This window comes from Rubrobacter marinus (genome assembly GCF_011492965.1).
GTDB lineage: Bacteria > Actinomycetota > Rubrobacteria > Rubrobacterales > Rubrobacteraceae > Rubrobacter_F > Rubrobacter_F marinus.
The window spans coordinates 3,055,451-3,072,825 of sequence record NZ_CP045121.1; the positions used below are offsets into that span (position 1 = coordinate 3,055,451).

The 17,375-nt window shown below is 69.0% G+C and carries 20 protein-coding genes, 2 pseudogenes and 1 riboswitch; of the genes and pseudogenes, 5 read left to right on the top strand and 17 right to left on the bottom strand.

What is annotated here, in order from left to right:
• Positions 1 to 60: 60 nt before the first annotated feature.
• The 4 genes from GBA65_RS15785 to GBA65_RS15800 form a co-directional block, all read right to left on the bottom strand.
• The gene (locus tag GBA65_RS15785) at positions 61 to 678 is read right to left on the bottom strand and encodes an SDR family NAD(P)-dependent oxidoreductase (protein WP_207955820.1); all 618 of its coding nucleotides are present in this window, start codon (positions 676 to 678) and stop codon (positions 61 to 63) included.
• A gap of 82 nt (positions 679 to 760) precedes the next feature.
• Positions 761 to 1,246: a nitroreductase/quinone reductase family protein gene (locus GBA65_RS15790; protein WP_166397381.1), complete on the bottom strand. Its 486-nt coding sequence runs from the start codon at positions 1,244 to 1,246 to the stop codon at positions 761 to 763.
• Entirely contained in the window at positions 1,243 to 1,683 is a 441-nt protein-coding gene (locus GBA65_RS15795; protein WP_166397382.1) for a DUF6069 family protein, read from the bottom strand. Before GBA65_RS15795 ends, GBA65_RS15790 begins: the two co-directional genes overlap by 4 nt.
• Complete coding sequence (locus tag GBA65_RS15800; protein WP_166397383.1) at positions 1,664 to 2,530, bottom strand: MBL fold metallo-hydrolase; 867 nt, start codon at positions 2,528 to 2,530, stop codon at positions 1,664 to 1,666. The genes GBA65_RS15795 and GBA65_RS15800 overlap by 20 nt, the downstream gene beginning before the upstream one ends.
• A gap of 109 nt (positions 2,531 to 2,639) precedes the next feature.
• Between GBA65_RS15800 and GBA65_RS15805 the strand changes: the two genes are divergently transcribed.
• Positions 2,640 to 3,119: a MarR family winged helix-turn-helix transcriptional regulator gene (locus GBA65_RS15805; protein ID WP_166397384.1), complete on the top strand. Its 480-nt coding sequence runs from the start codon at positions 2,640 to 2,642 to the stop codon at positions 3,117 to 3,119.
• A gap of 32 nt (positions 3,120 to 3,151) precedes the next feature.
• Here the strand turns inward: GBA65_RS15805 and GBA65_RS15810 are convergent, their stop codons facing one another.
• Together GBA65_RS15810 and GBA65_RS15815 are read right to left on the bottom strand one after the other, a co-directional pair.
• On the bottom strand, positions 3,152 to 3,823 hold the full coding sequence (locus GBA65_RS15810) for a glycoside hydrolase family 16 protein (protein WP_166397385.1): 672 nt from the start codon (positions 3,821 to 3,823) through the stop codon (positions 3,152 to 3,154).
• A gap of 308 nt (positions 3,824 to 4,131) precedes the next feature.
• A complete protein-coding gene (locus tag GBA65_RS15815; protein ID WP_166397386.1) occupies positions 4,132 to 4,800 on the bottom strand; it encodes a glycoside hydrolase family 16 protein in 669 nt (222 codons plus the stop codon).
• Between the two features lie 10 nt (positions 4,801 to 4,810).
• Positions 4,811 to 4,885, bottom strand: a riboswitch (cyclic di-GMP riboswitch).
• A 287-nt stretch (positions 4,886 to 5,172) separates the two neighbouring features.
• Between GBA65_RS15815 and GBA65_RS15820 the strand changes: the two genes are divergently transcribed.
• On the top strand, positions 5,173 to 6,162 hold the full coding sequence (locus GBA65_RS15820) for a hypothetical protein (protein ID WP_207955821.1): 990 nt from the start codon (positions 5,173 to 5,175) through the stop codon (positions 6,160 to 6,162).
• Between the two features lie 91 nt (positions 6,163 to 6,253).
• Here GBA65_RS15820 and GBA65_RS15825 read toward each other — a convergent pair whose 3' ends face one another.
• Genes GBA65_RS15825 through GBA65_RS15835 form a run of 3 tightly spaced genes read right to left on the bottom strand, consistent with a single transcriptional unit; the run spans position 6,254 to position 8,273 of the window.
• Positions 6,254 to 6,808 carry a DUF192 domain-containing protein gene (locus GBA65_RS15825; RefSeq protein ID WP_166397387.1) on the bottom strand — a complete coding sequence of 185 codons (555 nt, stop codon included), beginning with the start codon at positions 6,806 to 6,808 and terminating at the stop codon, positions 6,254 to 6,256.
• A complete protein-coding gene (locus GBA65_RS15830) occupies positions 6,805 to 7,515 on the bottom strand; it encodes an alanyl-tRNA editing protein (RefSeq protein ID WP_166397388.1) in 711 nt (236 codons plus the stop codon). The genes GBA65_RS15825 and GBA65_RS15830 overlap by 4 nt, the downstream gene beginning before the upstream one ends.
• Positions 7,512 to 8,273, bottom strand: a complete 762-nt coding sequence (locus tag GBA65_RS15835; RefSeq protein ID WP_166397389.1) for a histidinol-phosphatase HisJ family protein — start codon at positions 8,271 to 8,273, stop codon at positions 7,512 to 7,514. Before GBA65_RS15835 ends, GBA65_RS15830 begins: the two co-directional genes overlap by 4 nt.
• Before the next feature lie 121 nt (positions 8,274 to 8,394).
• Between GBA65_RS15835 and cax the strand changes: the two genes are divergently transcribed.
• A complete protein-coding gene (gene cax, locus GBA65_RS15840) occupies positions 8,395 to 9,438 on the top strand; it encodes a calcium/proton exchanger (RefSeq protein ID WP_166397390.1) in 1,044 nt (347 codons plus the stop codon).
• Between the two features lie 27 nt (positions 9,439 to 9,465).
• Positions 9,466 to 9,810, top strand: a complete 345-nt coding sequence (locus tag GBA65_RS15845; RefSeq protein ID WP_166397391.1) for a hypothetical protein — start codon at positions 9,466 to 9,468, stop codon at positions 9,808 to 9,810.
• A gap of 15 nt (positions 9,811 to 9,825) precedes the next feature.
• Here the strand turns inward: GBA65_RS15845 and GBA65_RS15850 are convergent, their stop codons facing one another.
• From GBA65_RS15850 to GBA65_RS15870, 5 genes are read right to left on the bottom strand one after another with little or no spacing between them, the layout of a single operon-like run.
• A complete protein-coding gene (locus GBA65_RS15850; RefSeq protein WP_166397392.1) occupies positions 9,826 to 10,530 on the bottom strand; it encodes a phosphatase PAP2 family protein in 705 nt (234 codons plus the stop codon).
• Positions 10,512 to 11,648, bottom strand: a complete 1,137-nt coding sequence (locus tag GBA65_RS15855; RefSeq protein ID WP_166397393.1) for a glycosyltransferase family 39 protein — start codon at positions 11,646 to 11,648, stop codon at positions 10,512 to 10,514. Before GBA65_RS15855 ends, GBA65_RS15850 begins: the two co-directional genes overlap by 19 nt.
• Before the next feature lie 52 nt (positions 11,649 to 11,700).
• A complete protein-coding gene (locus GBA65_RS15860) occupies positions 11,701 to 12,480 on the bottom strand; it encodes an ABC transporter permease (RefSeq protein WP_166397394.1) in 780 nt (259 codons plus the stop codon).
• Positions 12,467 to 13,216 (bottom strand): ABC transporter ATP-binding protein, encoded by a 750-nt coding sequence (locus tag GBA65_RS15865; RefSeq protein ID WP_228281391.1) that lies wholly within the window; start codon positions 13,214 to 13,216, stop codon positions 12,467 to 12,469. Before GBA65_RS15865 ends, GBA65_RS15860 begins: the two co-directional genes overlap by 14 nt.
• Positions 13,213 to 14,400 (bottom strand): NAD(P)/FAD-dependent oxidoreductase, encoded by a 1,188-nt coding sequence (locus tag GBA65_RS15870; protein ID WP_207955822.1) that lies wholly within the window; start codon positions 14,398 to 14,400, stop codon positions 13,213 to 13,215. Before GBA65_RS15870 ends, GBA65_RS15865 begins: the two co-directional genes overlap by 4 nt.
• Before the next feature lie 219 nt (positions 14,401 to 14,619).
• Here GBA65_RS15870 and GBA65_RS15875 point away from each other — a divergent pair, with 219 nt between their 5' ends.
• Positions 14,620 to 15,087, top strand: coding sequence for a cupredoxin domain-containing protein (locus GBA65_RS15875; RefSeq protein WP_166397396.1), 468 nt, complete (start codon positions 14,620 to 14,622; stop codon positions 15,085 to 15,087).
• A 40-nt stretch (positions 15,088 to 15,127) separates the two neighbouring features.
• Here the strand turns inward: GBA65_RS15875 and GBA65_RS24515 are convergent, their stop codons facing one another.
• The 3 genes and pseudogenes from GBA65_RS24515 to GBA65_RS26610 all read right to left on the bottom strand — a co-directional run.
• Positions 15,128 to 15,574, bottom strand: a complete 447-nt coding sequence (locus GBA65_RS24515; protein WP_323127098.1) for a topoisomerase C-terminal repeat-containing protein — start codon at positions 15,572 to 15,574, stop codon at positions 15,128 to 15,130.
• Between the two features lie 24 nt (positions 15,575 to 15,598).
• Positions 15,599 to 15,850: pseudogene (locus GBA65_RS25395) on the bottom strand (DNA topoisomerase); the annotation flags it as partial.
• 145 nt (positions 15,851 to 15,995) lie between these two features.
• A pseudogene (locus tag GBA65_RS26610) lies at positions 15,996 to 17,327 on the bottom strand (DNA topoisomerase); the annotation flags it as partial.
• Positions 17,328 to 17,375: the final 48 nt, after the last annotated feature.

Here is a 17,375-nt window from a genome sequence, read left to right on the forward strand (position 1 = left end):
GGCTTGAAGGCGTTGAAGAAGAACGTCCCTACGCCCCGGTCCCGTTGCCGAAGTTCGTGTTCACGGCGCCCGGGTGGAAGCAGTTCGCCGTGACGCCCGTCCCCTCCAGCTTCTCCCGAGGTCGATGGTGAACATGATGTTCGCGAGCTTCGTCATCCCGTAGACGGGGAAGGCCCCGTAGCGCCTCCGGCTCTGGAGGTCGTCGAGGTCCAGCCTCCCCCACCGCTCCGCCTCGGACGCGGTCGTGACGATGCGGCTCGGGGCGCTCTCCTTCAGCAGGTCGAGCAGCAGGTTCGTCAGGAGAAACGGCGCGAGGTGGTTCGTGGCGAGCGTCGACTCGATGCCGTCGACGGTCTCGCTCCTCCTCCGGTTCACGACCCCCGCGTTGTTTACGAGGACGTCGAGCCGGTCGTGGCCCTCGCGGAAGTCCTCCGCGAGCCTTCTCACGCCGGCCTGAGCCGAGAGGTCCGCGAGCAGGAGCGAGGCGGCGCCGCTGCCGGAGCGGCCTTTGATCTCCTCGACCGCCTCCCGCCCGCGCTCCTCGTTGCGCCCGGTGATGACCACCTCGGCCCCCATGCCGGCCAGCTCGACCGCCGCCGCCTTGCCGATCCCCGAGGTCCCCCCGGTGATAAGGACGACCTTGCCGTTCATGCCGCCGTTCGCTTCTTCCACGCTCATCCTCTTCCTCTTATCGGATCTCCACGATCTTCGAGTCTACACCGCCGCCCGCACCGGTCCGTAAGCGCCGCTACGAGCCGCCTCACGCAGCCCCGTCCAGCCGCGCCCGGATCAGGACGCGCCCGCGCCGGGCCGCCCGGACGACGGCCTCCCGGTCCGGGCTCCCCTCTTCATCCAACCCGACGCCGACGAAACGCCCGTAGCCGGGGTAGAGACGGACGATCTCCCCTATCCCCTCGACCACCGCTTCTTCGTCCGTGACCGCCTCCGCGAACCCCGCGACCTCCCGTCCCCGCAGCCTCATCTCCACGTCCGCCCCGCCATCGGCGAGGTTCTTCCACCACGGGGCCTCGGTCGACATCAGGACGATCTCCCCGGCCCGGGCGTAGCTCATGGGGGTGACGTAGCGCCTGCCGCTCTTTCGACCGTCGAACGCGAGGAGCAGGACGTTGCCGCTCATCAGGCCGTGCAGCGGCGAGCGCAGCACGATCCTCGGCACGACGTTCATCGCGCGCATCAGGAAGCGCGGCGGCGGCTTTCTCGGCTCCACCCCGGTCGTCCTCGTCATCCCCGGCCCCGCCGGCCGAACCTCGTGAGGACGGCGACGATCACGGCCGCGGCGACGACGTGCATGAGGAGAAGGGCGACGATCATGGCGATCGGCGCGCCCGGGATGGAGAACGGCGTCACGAACGAGACGACCAGCAACACGACCGCGACGATGCGGAAGATCGAGACGGGGCGCCGCGTGAAGCGCCCGAGCAGCGCCAACAGGAGCGCGGCGAGGATAGCGGGCACGAAACTGCTCGTTGCGACGGCCCCCAGCGTTATCGGCTGCCCGTTGGCGACCACGTCCTGCGGCATGGCGCCGAGGGCCGAAGCCAGAAGGTAGACCACGGCGTTCGCCACCGCCGCTGCCACCCCGGCCACGACCCCGTAGATCAGGAGCCGCCCGAACCCTGCGACCTGCTCGCCCCCGACGCGATTACCCTGCGTTGCCTCCATGGCGCACCTCCTCCGTGGGGACGTCCCCGTCCCCGGTCTCGTCGAGCGGCACCCAGGCGCGCCGCCCGTCCTCGTCGCGCCCGACGCGTCCGAAGCCCGTGCCGGGTACGTGACCGGCCGCGACGGTCAGGCCGTCCGCCTCCACCCACTCCAGGAACATCTCCCGCGTATAGGCCGTCGCCTCCTTGTCCATGGCGAAGGCGATGTTCCAGGTAGGCTCCGTGACCTGGGCGGGGTGCGCGATGACGTCCCCCGAGATCACGAGCCCCTCGCCCCCATCCTGCACGAGCAGGCTGGAATGCCCCGGCGTGTGCCCGGGCGTCGGTATCGCCGTGAGCTGGTCCGAGAGCGCCTCCTCGCCGTCGAGAAGCTCCAGGACGCCGAGCGCGTCGAGGGGCCGCAGCGCCGCCCCTATGTAAGACTCGGAGGCCTCCCACTCGACGGCCTGCGTCACGTACCACGCCCCCGGAAAAACGGGCTCCCCCTGCGGCGTCAGGGCCCACCCGATGTGGTCCCCGTGCAGGTTGGTCAGGAAGACGGTGTCGACGTCCTCGGGCTCCACGCCCGCTGCCGAGAGCTCGTCCATCAAAGACCCGCCCTGTCCCATCGCCGCGGGCCCGATCCCGGCATCCACGAGCACCGTCCGGCCGCTCGGCAGCCTGAGAAGGTAAGATCCCACGCGCCCGTAGAGGGTCCGGGCGTCGGCGAAAGCGAACGGGTAACGCCTCAGATAACGCTCCCACTGCCCCGACAAGACGCCGGGGAAGATCTGGCCTAACCCGAAAAACGCCCCCTCCACGTCCGTGAGCGCCACGACCTCCACCCCACCGACCTTTAAACTCTTCAAACCGGGCCCTCCCTCTTCCACTCTCCGCCTCTGTCCCAAAACCTTAACATCGTATATAGTGAACGTCTACAATATTTCTGGCGTTTGCACCTGCTAGGATGGTGGCGTTTTGAGGGAAGAGTCGACCCACGATGCGGAGGTTTCCGGGGGCGAGTCGCGGCTGCGGCTCGTCGAAGAGTTTGCGGCCTTCGGGCCCGCGTATATGAGGTGGGTTAAGTCTTGCCTGGGCGAGGGCGGGACCACCTACGCCCGGATGCGGCTCCTCGGGGTGTTGCGGTGCCACGGGCCCCAGATCATGAGCGGCTTGAGCGGCGAGCTCGGGGTGACGCCGCGCAACGTCACGGCGCTGGTGGATGCGCTGGAGGAGGACGGTCTGGTGCGGCGCAAGCCCCACCCCACGGACCGCAGGGCGACCGTCATCGAGATGACCGGCAGGGGCGAGAGCACCTGCGAGAGCACGTTCGTCGGGCACTCGGAGGCCGTCGCGGAGCTTTTCGACGACCTCACCGAGGCGGAGCGGCGGGAGCTTCTGGGGGTTCTGGGGAAGCTCCGCGGGGCGATGAGGCGGCGCGGGATCTCCGGCAGCTAGGGCGCCGGGCGGGGCGCCCCGTGCGGCGACCGCTACGGCTGGGTGTACTGGATCCTGTCGACGAGGACGTACCTGTCCGTGGCGGGCTTGCGGCCACCCAGCCACTTCGGGAACCAGGCGTTCGCGTAGAGGTGCATCGTCTCCCTGGGGACGCCCTGGTTCCACGACTTCATCAGCTTGCCGTCGGCGTAGAACTTGACGGAGCCGGGGGCGTAGTCGAAGCGGTAGCTGTGGAACCCCGCGGTCGGGTCGAAGGGGAGGTTGGTCGTGTACGAGTGGGTCTGACGGCCGTTGGAGTAGGTGGTGAAGAGAACCTTGCGCGAGGCATCGTTGAAGATCTCGATGTCGATCTCCGAGGCGTAGTCCGGCGGCTCGTAGAGGAAGAAGCCCGTGATCGAGGAGGGCGCGTTCGGCAGCTTCATGCGCGCCGTGTACGACCCGTAGGTGAACGGGACGTTGGACATGATCTCGCCGCCGTTCACCGTGTTCGCGGGCAGCTTGAGGCGCAGGTACCCGCCGCTCGTGGAAACGTTGGCCGGTTTCACGAACCCGCGTCCAAGCGCGTGATCCGTCTTCTTCCAGCGGGTCGTGTCGAAGGTGTCGAAGTTGTCCGCGAAGCCCAACACCCCCGCCCCGGCGAGCCCAGCGAAGAGCCCCACCTGCACGAGCCCGATGACGAGTAAGATAAGCCCACGCCGTGCCATACCGCGCCTCCCTGATCTGAAAGTTTCCGCTTCCTCTATCCCTTTATCGGAACGCGGGAACCGCTTGCTTTAGCCCCATACGTGAATCTCCCCACACAGACGGACGCCCGCAGAGCCGTGCCCTGGCGCCGGGTCTCCACCGCGCTTCGGACGCCCCGAAGGGGCTTCGGAAGACGCCGCGCGGGGAACCTCTCGCGGACCCGAGGCATCTCCCTCCGCGTCCCGTCGCCGGACCGGGAGGGGCATCGGGCATGGGTTCTCCGCGCGCACGGCCGTTTGCTCGCGCGCGTTTGGAGGGCCCGTCCGAGCTACTGCTGGAGGTGCTTGATGCTGTCGACGAGGACGAACTTGTCCTTGGTCGGCTTGCGGCCGTCGAGCCAGGTCGGGAACCAGGCGTTGGCGTAGAGGCGCATCGAGGTCTGGGGCAGGCCGTCCGTCCACTCCTTCATCAGCACGCCGTCGGCGTAGAAGCGCAGGGAGCCGGGGGCGTAGTCGAAGCGGTAGTCGTGGAAGCCCGTCGTGGGGTCGAAGGGGAGCGAGAGGGTCTGGGTGTGCGTCTGGGACCCGTTCGCGTAGGAGGAGAACATGATCCTGCGCGAGGTGTCGTTGAAGATCTCGATGTCGATCTCCGAGGCGTAGTCCGGCGGCTCGTAGAGGAAGAAGCCCGTGATCGAGGAGGGCGCGTTCGGCAGCTTCATGCGCGCCGTGTACGACCCGTAGCCATACAGGGAGTTGGAGGCGATCTCGCCGCCGTTCGTGGTGCGGGCCGGGAGCTTGAGCCTGAGGTTCCCCGCGCTGACGTCGACGTTCGCCGGGTCGAGGCGGCTGCGCCCGAGGTTGTGGCTGCCCTTCTTCCAGCGCGTCTCGTCGAAGGTGTCGAAGTCGTCGGTGAAGTCCAGTGCCCCCGCTCGAGCGGCCCCCGCCATCATCGTAGCTCCCAGCAGGCTGACAAACAGCACGAGAAGTACGCGCCTCATGTATTCCCCTTTCGGTAACCCGGCTGCCTCCTGGAGGCCCGTGGCTTTGCGTCCCCGCCTCGCGGCGGGTTTGCCTTTATCGTCTACAGGGTTATCGGGCTGCGAGCGGAAAACCTTTAGCCGCGCCGGTGTCCCAACGCACGAAGGGTATGATGCCCCGAGCCAGCCGCCACTAGGAACCCGGAGGAAGCGTGCGAGAGATCCCAGCAGACCCCCTGCACCGCGAGGAACGAACCGCCCGCCCGCGACCGGACGCCGGATCGGCGGGGGCTAGGCGGTGGCGGACCGGCCGCGGATAACGGACCTTCCCGATCTCATCGCGTCGCTGGGTCCGGGGAGCGGGCGCTCGCGGGGCGTCTCTTCGGCGTAGACGTGACGAAGGGGCGGCTGGAGCTCACCGAGGAGATGCGCCCCTTCGTGGAGCGTTCTTTCGGCTCGGTGGAGGTCGTGCGGGAGCAGCGGATCGTGAAGGTCACCAACCGCGTCACCCTGGAAGGCACCCTCTTCAACGAGCTCAGGGCCTCGCGGCCCATGCAGACCGGCGTCGACCTCGACCTGGGGCGCGAGATCTCGGCTACGAAAGGCGACGCGTTCTGCCGCCCCCTGGAGGGCACGCCCTCGGACGTCTTCGGGAGGGTCAGGGGCGAGCACTCGGTCACCGCCTCGAACATCGCCAAGTACGACGGCTTCCACGGCGTCGTGGTCTTCGACGACCACGACCCCCTGGACTTCACCCCCGAAAAGGTCTCCGACTACGTCTCCGTCGGCCTGGAGTGGGGCAAGAGGGCGCTGGAGGCGGACGCGGAGGCGAAGTACTTTTTTCTCATGTGGAACTGCCTGTGGCGGGCGGGGGGCTCCATCGTGCACGGCCACGCCCAGGCCACGGCGACGCGGGGGATGCACTACCCCAAGGTCGAGCACCTCAGGCGGTCGGCCCTCTCCTACGAAAGCGAGCACGGCTCAAACTACTTCGACGACCTGTACCGGGTCCACGACGCCCTGGGACTGTCCATCCCGGCGCCCGAAGGGGTCCGTGCCTTCGCCAGCCTCGCCCCCGTGAAGGAGAAGGAGATCATCCTCGTAGGAAGAAGCCTGGAGGACGAGGCCCTCCGGCTCGCCGTCGCCCGCGTGCTGGAGGGCCTCACCAAGGGGCTGGGCGTACGCTCCTTCAACGCCGCGTTCTACGTCCCCCCTCTCGTCCCGGCGGAGGAGGACTGGTCCGGCTTCCCGGTCGTCGTGCGCCTCGTGGCCCGGGGGGACCCGGCGAGCCGGACGTCGGACATCGGGGCGATGGAGCTCTACGCGGCCTCCGTCGTCGCGAGCGACCCGTTTCGGGTAGCGGAGGCTCTGAGGGATTCGTAGGTGGAGAGGAGGAGAGATGCGGGGCGCGCGCACCGCCCCCGGCGTCGCTCCCGCTGAACCAGACGGTCTTTGTCGCGGTCGAGGTGCGTCCTTAGGGCCGAGGGCCGGCCGGCAGCCCCTCCACCCTGTCCCCCACCTCGATGCCGCGCTCCCCGAAGAAGCCCTGGTTCACCTCGAGGGCGTACTTCGCGGGCTCGGCCGAAGGGTGTTTGGTCTGGTCGTCCAGGGGCTCCATGTCCTCGATGTCCACGATGCGGCCCTCGGCGTCGATGTAGGCGATGGAGAGCGGTATCAGGGTGTTTCTCATCCAGAACGAGAGCGTCCTCTCGCGCCCGAAGACGAAGAGCATGCCGGCCTCCTCGGCGAGCGCGGTCCGCTCCATGAGCCCCCGCGTCCGCTCGGCGTCGTCGTCCGCGATCTCGGCCCGGACCTCCACGGGCTCCCCTCCGTCCGAAGGCACCAGGGTAACGGTGGCGGTCGCCAGCGTGGAGGCTTGCGTGGTCTCCATCCCTTGCGTCGTGCCCGCCCGGGGGGAGGACCCGGAGGTGCCTTCCGGGGCCCGATCGGCGGCCGGCTCCCGCCCGCCGCCGCAGCCCGCCGCGAGGAGGGAGATCAGGAACACGGCCAGGGTCGCGCGCGTCCTCAACTCAGGACGAACTCGACGCGCTTGTTCTGGCGGCCCTTGCTCTTGTGGCCCGTGATCTCGATCCTCCCGACCTCCTCGGTGTTGGCGACGTGGGTGCCGCCGTCGGCCTGCGCGTCGATCCCCTCGATCTCCACGATCCGCACCGTCTTCACCCTCTCCGGGACGAGGTTGACCTGCGTCCGGATAAGCTCCGGCCTCTCCAGCGCCTCGTCCCGCGAGAGCTCGTAGACCCTGACGGGGCGGTTCAGGCCGAGGGCCTCGTTGGCCTGGCGCTCGATCTCCCCGACCACCTCCGCCGTCCACTCCCCCGGGAAGGAAAAGTCCATGCGGGACCGGTCGACGCGCATCTGGCCGCCCGTGACGCGAGCGTCGTAGGCCCTGTATATCACGGCCGAGAGCACGTGCAGGGCGGTGTGGTAGCGCATGTGGGCGTGGCGCCTCTCCCAGTCGAGGGCGCCGTTGAGCTCCTTCACGGTCCCCGGGATCGTCCCGTCGAGGACGTGGATTATCCTCCCCCCCTCGCGCCTGACGTCCACGACCGAGGCGTGGATCGGGCCCACCCCGAGCGTCCCCTTGTCCGCGGGCTGCCCGCCGCCCCCGGGGTAGAAGGCCGTCCGGTCGAGGACGACCTCGCGGCCGTTCAAGCCCTCCACGCTCGCGGAGAACTCCTTGAGGTACGCGTCCTTCAGGAACAGCTCGGCCGTCATGCCAGCGAGAGGGTGCCGCGCTCCCGGTCCTTGAAGGTGGCGACCTCGCGGTAGCCCACCTCGCGGACGAGGGGGATGCTCTTGTCGTAGCCCATCGCCACCTGGTCCGCGGCGTGGGCGTCGGAGGAGAGGACGATCGGGACGCCGCGCCGGAAGAACATCTCCAGAAGCTCGCGCGAGGGGTAGACCTCGCCGATGGGCTTTCTGAGGCCGGCGGCGTTCACGTCCACGACGACGCCCCCCTCGGCGATCGCGTCGGCCGTCTCCTCCAGCATCGGGGTGATGTCCCTCTGGGGGTAGGTCTTGAAGATCTTGATGAGGTCCGGGTGGCCGATGATCTCGAAGCGCCCCGAGAGGGCGGCCTCGCGCACGTTGGCGTAATAGCGGTCGTAGAGCTCGTAGGCGTCCATCTTCTCGTAGATGTCGCGGACGTTCGCGTTGTCGATCTCCTCGCCCCGCACCCGGTGGACGCTCCCTATAACGTAGTCGTAGGGGAGCGCCGAGGAGTCGCGGTCCATCCGCTCCTCGGCACCGGGGACGAAATCTATCTCTATCCCGATCCTCAGCTCGACGTCCTGGGAGAGCTCGCGCGCCTCCTTGAAGGCGCCAAGGTCTATCTTGTCCAGGTAGCGGTCGTGCTCCGTGATGCCGAGCTGGCGGATGCCGCGGCTCTTCGCGACCTCGCAATAAGCGAGGATGTTCTCGACCGTCATCGGGCGGTCGTCGTGGGCTATGACGTGCAGGTGATAGTCGATCAAAGCGCCTCTTCCTCCGTACCAGGGTGTCCCTCGCGGCATCTTATAGGATATCCGCCCGGCGATAGGGGTATAGAAGCGGCGCTGTGTCCCGCATTACAAACACGAGGGAGACCGACCGAGAATGCGAAGAATCGCCTACGGCGCCACCATCATCCTGACGATCGGGGTGGTCGCGGTCGAGCTGTTGCACGCCCCGATCCTGCTCATCTTCGCCCTCACCTCGCTCGCCCTGATCGGCCTCGCGTGGGTGCTGGGCCAGGCCACGGAGAGCCTCGGGCACCACCTCGGACCGCGCGCGGGCGGCATCCTGAACGCGACCTTCGGGAACGCGGCCGAGCTTATCATCACGATCTTCGCCCTCTCGGCGGGCCTGACGGCGGTGGTGAAGGCCTCGATCATCGGCTCGATCATCGGCAACGTCCTCCTGGTCCTCGGGGCAAGCCTCCTCTTCGGCGGCCTCAAGAACGGCACCCAGAGCTTCTCGGCGACCATCGCCGGCGTCAACGCCTCGATGCTCACCATCGTCGCCGCCGCCCTGGCGCTCCCGACGATCTTCGTGGCGACCGAGGCGCAGCGGGGCGGCGGCTCCCCCACGACCCTGAGCATCGAGGTCGCGGTGGTGATGTTCATCCTGTACATCCTCTACCTCATCTACTACTTCAGGAGCCCCGAGGGCGGGGTCGCGACCGGGGAGGGCCACGCCCCCTTCGGCAGGACGCCGTCGTTCGTGCTGCTGCTCGTCGCGACCGCGGCCGTCGCCTACGTCTCCGAGGCGTTCGTGGGCGCCATAGAGCCCCTCACCGAGGAGTTCGGGATCTCCGCGCTCTTCGTCGGCGTCATCCTCGTCCCCATAGTCGGCAACATCGCCGAGCACATCGTGGGCGTCCAGATCGCGTACAAGAACAACATGGACTTCTCCATGGCGATCTCCCTGGGCTCCTCCATCCAGGTCGCCCTCCTCGTCACCCCGATCCTGGTCTTCCTCGGCCCCCTGCTCGGCCACCCGCTCGACCTGACCTTCACCCTCCTGGAGCTCGGCGCCCTGGGGGCCGCGGTCGTGACGACGGCCTTTGTCGCGATGGACGGCAAGTCGAACTGGCTCGAAGGGGCGATGCTCATCGGCGTCTACGTGATCGCCGCCCTCGCCTTCTTCTTCTCGCCGTGATTGAACCCCCAGCAAGGAGGAAGCATCGTGGATGAGCGCAAGCTGGCGCGGGGCATAGGCTGGTTGAGCCTGGCGGTCGGCCTGCAACTGGTCGTCGCGCCCACGAGCGCGACGAGGCCGTTCGGGATGGGCGACAGCCCAACCCTCGGACGTATCATGGGCGTGCGCGATCTCGTAGTGGGCGCCGGGCTGCTCCGCGGGGACACGAGAACCTGGCTCCTAGCACGCGGCATCAACGACGCCGCGGACGCCGCGATCGTCCTCGGCGGCATGGCCACGGGCGCCTTCCCGAGGAACAGGGCCCCCGTCGGGCTAACCATAGCGACGAGCCTCAGCGTCGCAAGCCTGCTGCTCGCCGGACGGCTGAAGTAGGGGGGACGGGGCGGGCTACCGGGCGGCTCGCGCCCTCGCGTCACCCTCTCTGCGACCGCCGGGGCGCCAGGAGCGAGAGGCGACGACCGCCACGAGGGCCAAGGCGCCGCCGGAGAGCCAGCCGCCGAGCACGTCCGAGGCCCAGTGCTCCCCGGCGTAGACCCGGGAGAGCCCGATCGCCGCGCTCGCTAACACCGAGACCGCGATCGCGGCGAACGCGACGGGGCGCGGGACCCGGTAGCGCAGCAGCAGGTAGCAGGCCACGCCGAGCACGGCCACGACGAGCAGCGCGGTGGCGCTCGGGAAGCCGAAGCCCTCCGGCACGTCGAGGCGGGCCACCGGATCCGCCGAGGGGCGCGGGCGCCCCACCAGGGCCTTGAGCGCGTCGCCCAGGAGCACGGCGCCGACGGCGACCAGAAGCAGGCACAGCGCCCCGGCCCACCGGCGCGCGAGCAGCGCGCCCCCTACCGCCACGACGGGCAAGAACCACGCCGCGTCCCCGGCGTAGAGGAGCACGAGCCCCGTGAGCCCGTCGGCCGGTAGGCCCTGCAGGAGCCGCGTTACGGCGAGGTCCCCCGGCAGCGGACCCGCCCCGCGAGCGGCGGCCCCGAGGGCCGCGAAGGCGACGACGAGCGCGACCGGAACCGCGATCGCCGGATTTCGCCCGGCACGCGAACCGGAGTTCGCCTCCCCCTCGGGCCTCAAGCCACCCAGCGCCACGTCGTGAACAGCGCGGTGAGGGCGACGCCCAGTAGTGCGCTGACGACGAGCCAGGCGTAGAGCGCGGGCCTGCTCCGCGAGAGCAGGTAGCCCGCGACGAGGAAGAGCGGGAAAGCGCCGAGCATGAAGCGGGGCATGCTCATCAGCGGGAACGACGGCGCCGGGGTGAGGACGGGGAGCAGCGTCACTACGAACGTGTAGGCCGAGAGCCCCGGCGGGAGCACCACGAACCCCACCCCCATAAGGACGAGGAAGAGGGCGAAGAAGACGAGGCTCACGGTGTTGGAGGCGTAGAGCGCGGGCGCCGAGCCCGGGTTCAGGAAGAGCGTCTCCGGGCTAAGGACGAAGCGCGCGCCCTCACCGGCGGCGTTCCAGGCCCTCGTCAGGGTGGTCGCCGGGTTCGTGAGCTCGCGCCCCCAGAAGCCCTGCGCGCGGCCGAACATCAACGGGTCGCCGAACCTCGCCCACAGAAACGCCGCGTACCCCAAGAACCCGACGGGCACGAGGCCCAGGGAGAGGAGCCCGCGCCAGCCGAACTCCCGCCGGTGCCTCAAGAGCTCGTAGCCCAAGGGGATGAGCAGGAGCACCCCGAGGTTGCGCGTCGCCGAGGCCAGCGCTCCGAAGAGGCCGGCGAGCAGGAGGTCGCGGCGGACGTAGGCGGCCCAGAAGGACCCGGCGGTGAACGCCACGAACGGGGCCTCGGTGTACGGGGCGCCGAGGAAGAAGGCCGTCGGGAAGAACGAGAAGGCGAGGGTCGCGGCGCGCGCGGTCCCGGTGCCGCCGAACTTCTCCGCTATTCCGTAGAGAAAGTAGGTGGCGAAGAGGGTGCAGATCAGGGAGACGAGAACGCCGGAGAAGGCCGGCCCTACCCCGAAGAGCGTCCCGGCGCGCACGAGCAGCGGGTAGAGGGGGAAGAAGGCCGTGCTCTGGGGGGCGCGCGGCCCGTAGCCCTCGGTGGCGAGATGCGCGTACCAGGCCCCGTCCCAGTGCGCCCAGTGGTTCAGGAAGCCGGGCGGCTCCAGGGGCTCGCCCGCGGGCTCCGCCCACGGGAGGAGGAGCGCCGCGAGCGTACCGGCGGCGAAGAAGAGGAGGCGCGAGGCTCCGAAGACCGCGAGCACGAAGGGCCACGCGCCCCACGCCCCGGGCTTCGCGTCCCTCGCGGCCGCTGTGCTAGTAGCGAAGATTCGGCCCCCTGTTGATCGCCCACCAGGCGCCGGCGAAGGCGAGGGCGGCGAGGGCCGCCACGATCGCGAGCGTCGGGTAGGGGTTCGTGTCCGACGCCCGCAAGGTCGCGTAGCGCGCGGCGTCGACCATGTAGAAGATCGGGTTGAAGAGCGTCGCTACCCTCAGCGCGGGCGGCAGCATGTCCGCCGAGTAGAAAACCCCACCGAGAAACGCGAGCGGCTGTATCACCACGTTGGTCATGAAGGTGACGTGGTCGATGCGGGCCGCGACGACCCCGACGACCGCGCCCAGGGCCGAGAAGGTAAACGCGACCGTCACGGCTATGAGGAGCAGCATCACGGGGTTCACGACGCTCGCGCCGGCGAACGGCATCCCGACGACGAAGACGCCGACGCCCACGATCAGGCCGCGCAACGTCCCCCCGAGGGTGTAGGCGAGCGCGATCTGCGCGTCGCTCATCGGGCTTATGAGGATGTCGTCTATGTAGCGCTCGCGCTTGGCGTCGAAGACGGAGGTCGAGGTGTTCATGTACGCCCCCGTGATGAGGCTCATCAGCGCGACGCCGGGGAGGATGTACTGGAGGTACGGCACCCCGTCCACCTCCCGGATGCGCCCTCCGAGGGCGACGCCGAAGACGACCACGTAGAGGAGCGAGGTCAGGAGCGGCGGGATCAGGGTCTGCGTCCAGACGCGGACGAAGCGCAGGATCTCGCGCCCCAGGAGCGTCCGGAACGAGCGGTTGAAGGCGCTCTCAAGCAACGTCATGGCCGACCACCCTCAGGTATACCTCCTCGACGTTCCTCGCCCCGTACTCCTCCTTGAGGTCGTCCTTGGTGCCCTGAGCGGCGATCCTGCCGCCGTTTATAAGCGCGATCTCCTCGCACAGCTCCTCGGCCTCCTCGAGGTAGTGCGTCGTCAGGAGGATGGTCATCCCGCCGCGGTTGAGCTCCCGGATGTACCTCCAGAGGCTGTAGCGGAGCTCCACGTCCACCCCGGCCGTCGGCTCGTCCAGAAACAGCACCTTCGGGTCGTGGACGAGCGCGCGAGCGAACATGACCCGCCGCTTCATCCCGCCGGAGAGCGTGCTCGTGCGCGCCTTGCGCTTGTCGATGAGGGCGAAGCGCTCCAGCAGCTCCTCCGCCCTCTCCTTCGCCTTCTTCTTCTCGACCCCGTAGTAGCCCGCGTGGTAGAGGAGGGACTCTTCCACGGTAAGGAACTTGTCCAGGTTGATCTCCTGTGGCGAGACCCCGATCATGCGCCGCGCCTCCTTGTACTCGGCGAACGCATCCTTCCCGAAGACCGTGACCTTCCCCGAGTCGGGCCGCGCGAGGCTCACGACGCTGTTTATGAGCGTCGTCTTCCCCGCCCCGTTGGGCCCGAGGAGCCCGAAGAACCGCCCCGCCTCCACCTCGAGCGAGACCCCGTCGAGCGCCAAGAGCCCGTTCCCGTAGGTCTTCTTCAGGCCCTCGACGCGTAGGGCCGGCACGCCTCCCCCCGTCACCGTCCGAGCACCTCCCCGGCGGCCTTCTCGCCGGAGAGCATGGAGCCGTTTATGGAGGAGTCTTCGGTGTAGTCCCCGGCGAGCACGAGCCCCGGCGTGCCGGTCCGGTTCCCCGGCAGCCCCTCGTGGACGCCCGGCGGCTGGTCGAACTGCGAGTAGGGGACGCGGTAGACGGCGAGCGGCGCGAGGTCCAGCCCCGGGTACCACCGGCTGATCTCCGCCACGCAGCGGCGGTATACCTCCTCGTCCGGGAGCTCGAAGCCGCCTAGGGAGACCGCGCTCAGGAGGTGCTCGCCCCGCGGGGCGTAGAGCGGGGAGACGTTGCTGATCCCGACCGCGTTGTTGACGAAGGGGTCGTCCTCGGAGTTGAGCATTATCTTCTTGCCGCCGACCGGACGATCCGTCCGGAAGTACGCGCAGAGCTGCCCGACCGCCCCCTCGGGGACGGGAGAGCCGGTCAGCCCCCCGGCGGAAGGGGCATCGGTCGCCACGACGACCCGGTCGGACTCCACCTCTACGCCGCCCACCCGGGCCCCCACGACCCTCTCCCCCTCCCGGAGCAGCGCGTCGACCGGGCTGTTGAGCCGGATGGCGTCTCCGGGCAGATGGGAGGCTAGCTGTTCGGGGATCCTGCCTATCCCCCTGGCGGGCACGGTCGTCCTGCCGGTCGCGAGCATCTTGAAGGTGAAGCGCAGGACGCGGGAGGAGGTCGAGAGCGAGCGGTCCAGGAAGATCCCGCCGTAGAACGGCCTGAAGAAGCGGTCTATAAACAGCTCGGAGAAGCCCTGTTCCCTGAGGTACTCCAGCGAGGAGGCGTCGCCCCCGCCCACCGCGCCGACGCTCTGGGTCCCGTCCGCGACGCTCGCCGCGCCGAGCCGCAGGGTCCGCAGCTTGTCCGAGAAGGTCGCCGCACCTGAGAGCAGGGAGGGGACGAGGGCCTTCGGGTCGCGCAAGGGGTCGGAGAGCACCGTCGACTCGACGCCCCGGCGCAGGGTCGCCCCCGGGTCGAAGGTGCGCAGGTCGAGCGACGCGTGATCCAGGTGCCGCCGCGATACCGGGTAGGACGTGAAGTAAACCTGAAAGCCCCGGTCGAGCAGGAACCCGTCCCTCTCGTCCGTCCGGACCCTACCCCCGATCCCGTCCGAACCTTCGAGCACCACGACCTCGGCCCCGCCCTCCGCCAATACTTTTGCGCATGTGAGCCCGGCCAGCCCGGCCCCGACGACGATAACCTTCATAAGCCGAAAGAGTGTAACCGCCGTACGCCGAGAGGACCACGGCAAGGGCGGACCGGCTCGCCCCGGTACACCTCTAGGTATTGTGCTTATTGTGCTAAAGTGGTGGCGGGAACCCGAGGGTTGCAGGCACCTTCGGAAGGGTTTGCGGGAGAGAAGGAGGAGTTCGTGAAGAAACTACTTTTCCTTGTCGTTCTGTCCCTCGTCGTCGCTCTCGTCCTGGCCCCTCCGGTCGGGGCGCAGCAGGGCGAAGGCGTTACGGTTCGGATGGAGGACAACTACTTCGACCAGGCCAACATCACCGTCGAGCCGGGCACCACGGTCACGTGGGTCCAGGCCGGCGACAACCCCCACACCAGCACCTCTTACGACGGGCTCTGGGACTCCGGCCTGATCCAGGGCGGGGCCGAAGGGTCCGTGTCGTACACCTTCGAGGAACCCGGCACTTACTCGTACTTCTGCGGGCCGCACGAGGACCAGGGCATGGTCGGCACCGTCACCGTCACGGGCGGTACGGAGGCCTCCGGACAGCAGCAGCTGGCCGCGACCGGCGGTCCGTCCCTCGTGCTGCCGGCGGCGCTGCTCCTGCTGGGCTCCGGCCTCCTCGGGTGGGCCGCTCTGCGTCGCATCTCCTGAGCTTTCGGGGGAGGTAGCCTGCGCCTCCCCCTTCCACGGATCAGTCGCTCCCCGCCCCCTCGAAGTCCAGCTTGACCTTGTGATCCCCGTCCAGGGCGAGGGCGGCTGAGTAGGGCCTGCCGGCCTTGCTCTTGAAGCCCTTGAGCTTCTCGGTGCGCCCCTTCTGGAGGAGTTGTTTCGCCTGGGCGACGCTTATCCTCTTGCCGGAGACCGTCTTCCAGATCGCGAACGAGCAGCCCGTCTTCCACGCCGAGCACCCGTAGGCCTTCCGGCTCTCGACGACCGGGGAGCCACACTTCGGGCAAGTACCGAGGGGCTCGTCGCTCGCGACGGAGCCGTTGCGGCCGGGGCCGCGCCTCCCGCCGCCGCGCCTCGCGGGGGCGGCGACCTTCTCGCCCTCCTTGCCGCGCACCTCCTCGACGAGCGAGGCGGCGAGGCCCTTTATGTCCTGCATGAAGGCGGGGCGAGGCTCGGCGCCGCGCTCCATGCGGGCGAGGCGCTCCTCCCAGGAGGCCGTGAGCTCCGGGGAGGCCAGGGGGCTGTCGCCCAGAAGGCGGATCAGGGCGCGCCCCTTCTCCGTCGGCACGAGGACCTTCCCCTCGCGCACGAGGTACCCGACCTTGAGGAGCCTCTCGATCGTCGACGCCCTCGTGGCCGGCGTGCCGAGCCCGGAGTCCTTCATCGCCTGGCGGAGCTCCTCGTCCTCGACGAGCTTGCCGGCGGTCTCCATCGCCCCGAGCAGCGCGGCCTCCGAGAACCGGGGCGGCGGCTTGGTCTCCCCCTCCTTGACGGCGACCTTCGAGACGTCCCACTCCTGCCCCGCTCCACCGGGGCAGCACGGGCGGCTCCTTCTCCTTTCTGCCGCTCACCCCGTCCGGGTACAGCGCCCGCCACCCCGCCTCCAGCACGACCCTCCCGCGCGAGAGGAAGGTCTCCTCGCGAACCTCCGTCACCACCGTCGTGTTCTCGAAGCGCGCCGCCGGGAAGAACACGGCCAGGAAGCGCCGCGCCACGAGGTCGTAGACCTTCGCCTCGTCGGGCGGCAGCTCCCCGGAAGGTTTCTTGTTCGTCGGAACAATGGCATGGTGGTCCGTCACCTTTGCATCATCCACGACGCGCTTGCTTACGGGCAGCTTCGGGAGGGCGAGCAGACCCTCCGCGAACGGGGCGAGGTCCGGCAGGGCGCCCGCCGCCTCGACCCGTCTGCCGAGCCCGGCGACCATGTCGTGCGTGAGGTAGCGGCTGGAGGTGCGGGGGTAGGTTACGAGCTTCCTCTCCTCGTAGAGCGCCTGGGCCGCGCGCAGCGTGCGCTCCGCCGTGAAGCCGTACCTGGAGTTGGCGTTGCGCTGGAGCTCGGTCAGGTCGTGGAGGAGCGGCGGCCGTTCGGAGGCGGTCTTCTTCTCGGCCTTGCGGACGGTGCCCGTCCCGCCCTTTACCTTCCGGGCGATCGCCTCGGCGGCCTCCTGCTCCTCCAAGCGGTGCTGCTTGTCCTTGAACCAGACGCCGTCGTAGCTCGCGCCGTCGCGGGCGAAGCGGGCGTAGACCGTCCAGAACTTCTCCGGCCTGAAGTCCTCTATCTCCCTCTCGCGGTCGACGAGGAGCTTCAGGGTAGGGGTCTGGACGCGGCCGACGGAGAGGACGTTCCCGGGTCGGCCGAACTTCGTCGAGTACGCGCGGGTCGCGTTCATGCCCACGATCCAGTCCGCCTCGCCCCTGCTGCGGGCCGCGCTCTCCAGCGGCTTCATGCTTCGCCCGTCGCGCAAGGAGGCGAAGCCCTGCCGGATAGCGTCGGAGGTGAGAGAGGAAATCCAGAGCCGACGCACCGGCTTCTCGCACCCCGAGAGCTCGTAGAGGTAGGAGAAGATCAACTCCCCCTCCCTCCCCGCGTCGCAGGCGTTCACCACCTCCGCCACGCCCGCCGAGCGCATCAACCCCTTCACCACCGCGAACTGGTCCCGGGTCTTCGCGTTGACCTTGACCTTGAACCGCTCGGGCAGGACCGGCAGGCTCTCGAGCCTCCACCTCTTGTACTCCTCCCCGTAGGCATCCGGCGGCGCAAGCTCCGCGAGGTGCCCCAGGGCCCACGTCACCGTCCAACCCTCGCCCACGAGCGCGCCCTTCTCCTTGCGGTGGCGCCCCAGGACGCTGGCTATATCCCTCGCAACGGAAGGTTTCTCGGCGACCACGAGCCTCATACGAGGAGTATACGGAACGATCCGCCTCCTCCCACGAGCACGCATCCACCACGGCGACGGAGTAGGAGAACGTGCGCCTCCGAGAAAGGGGTG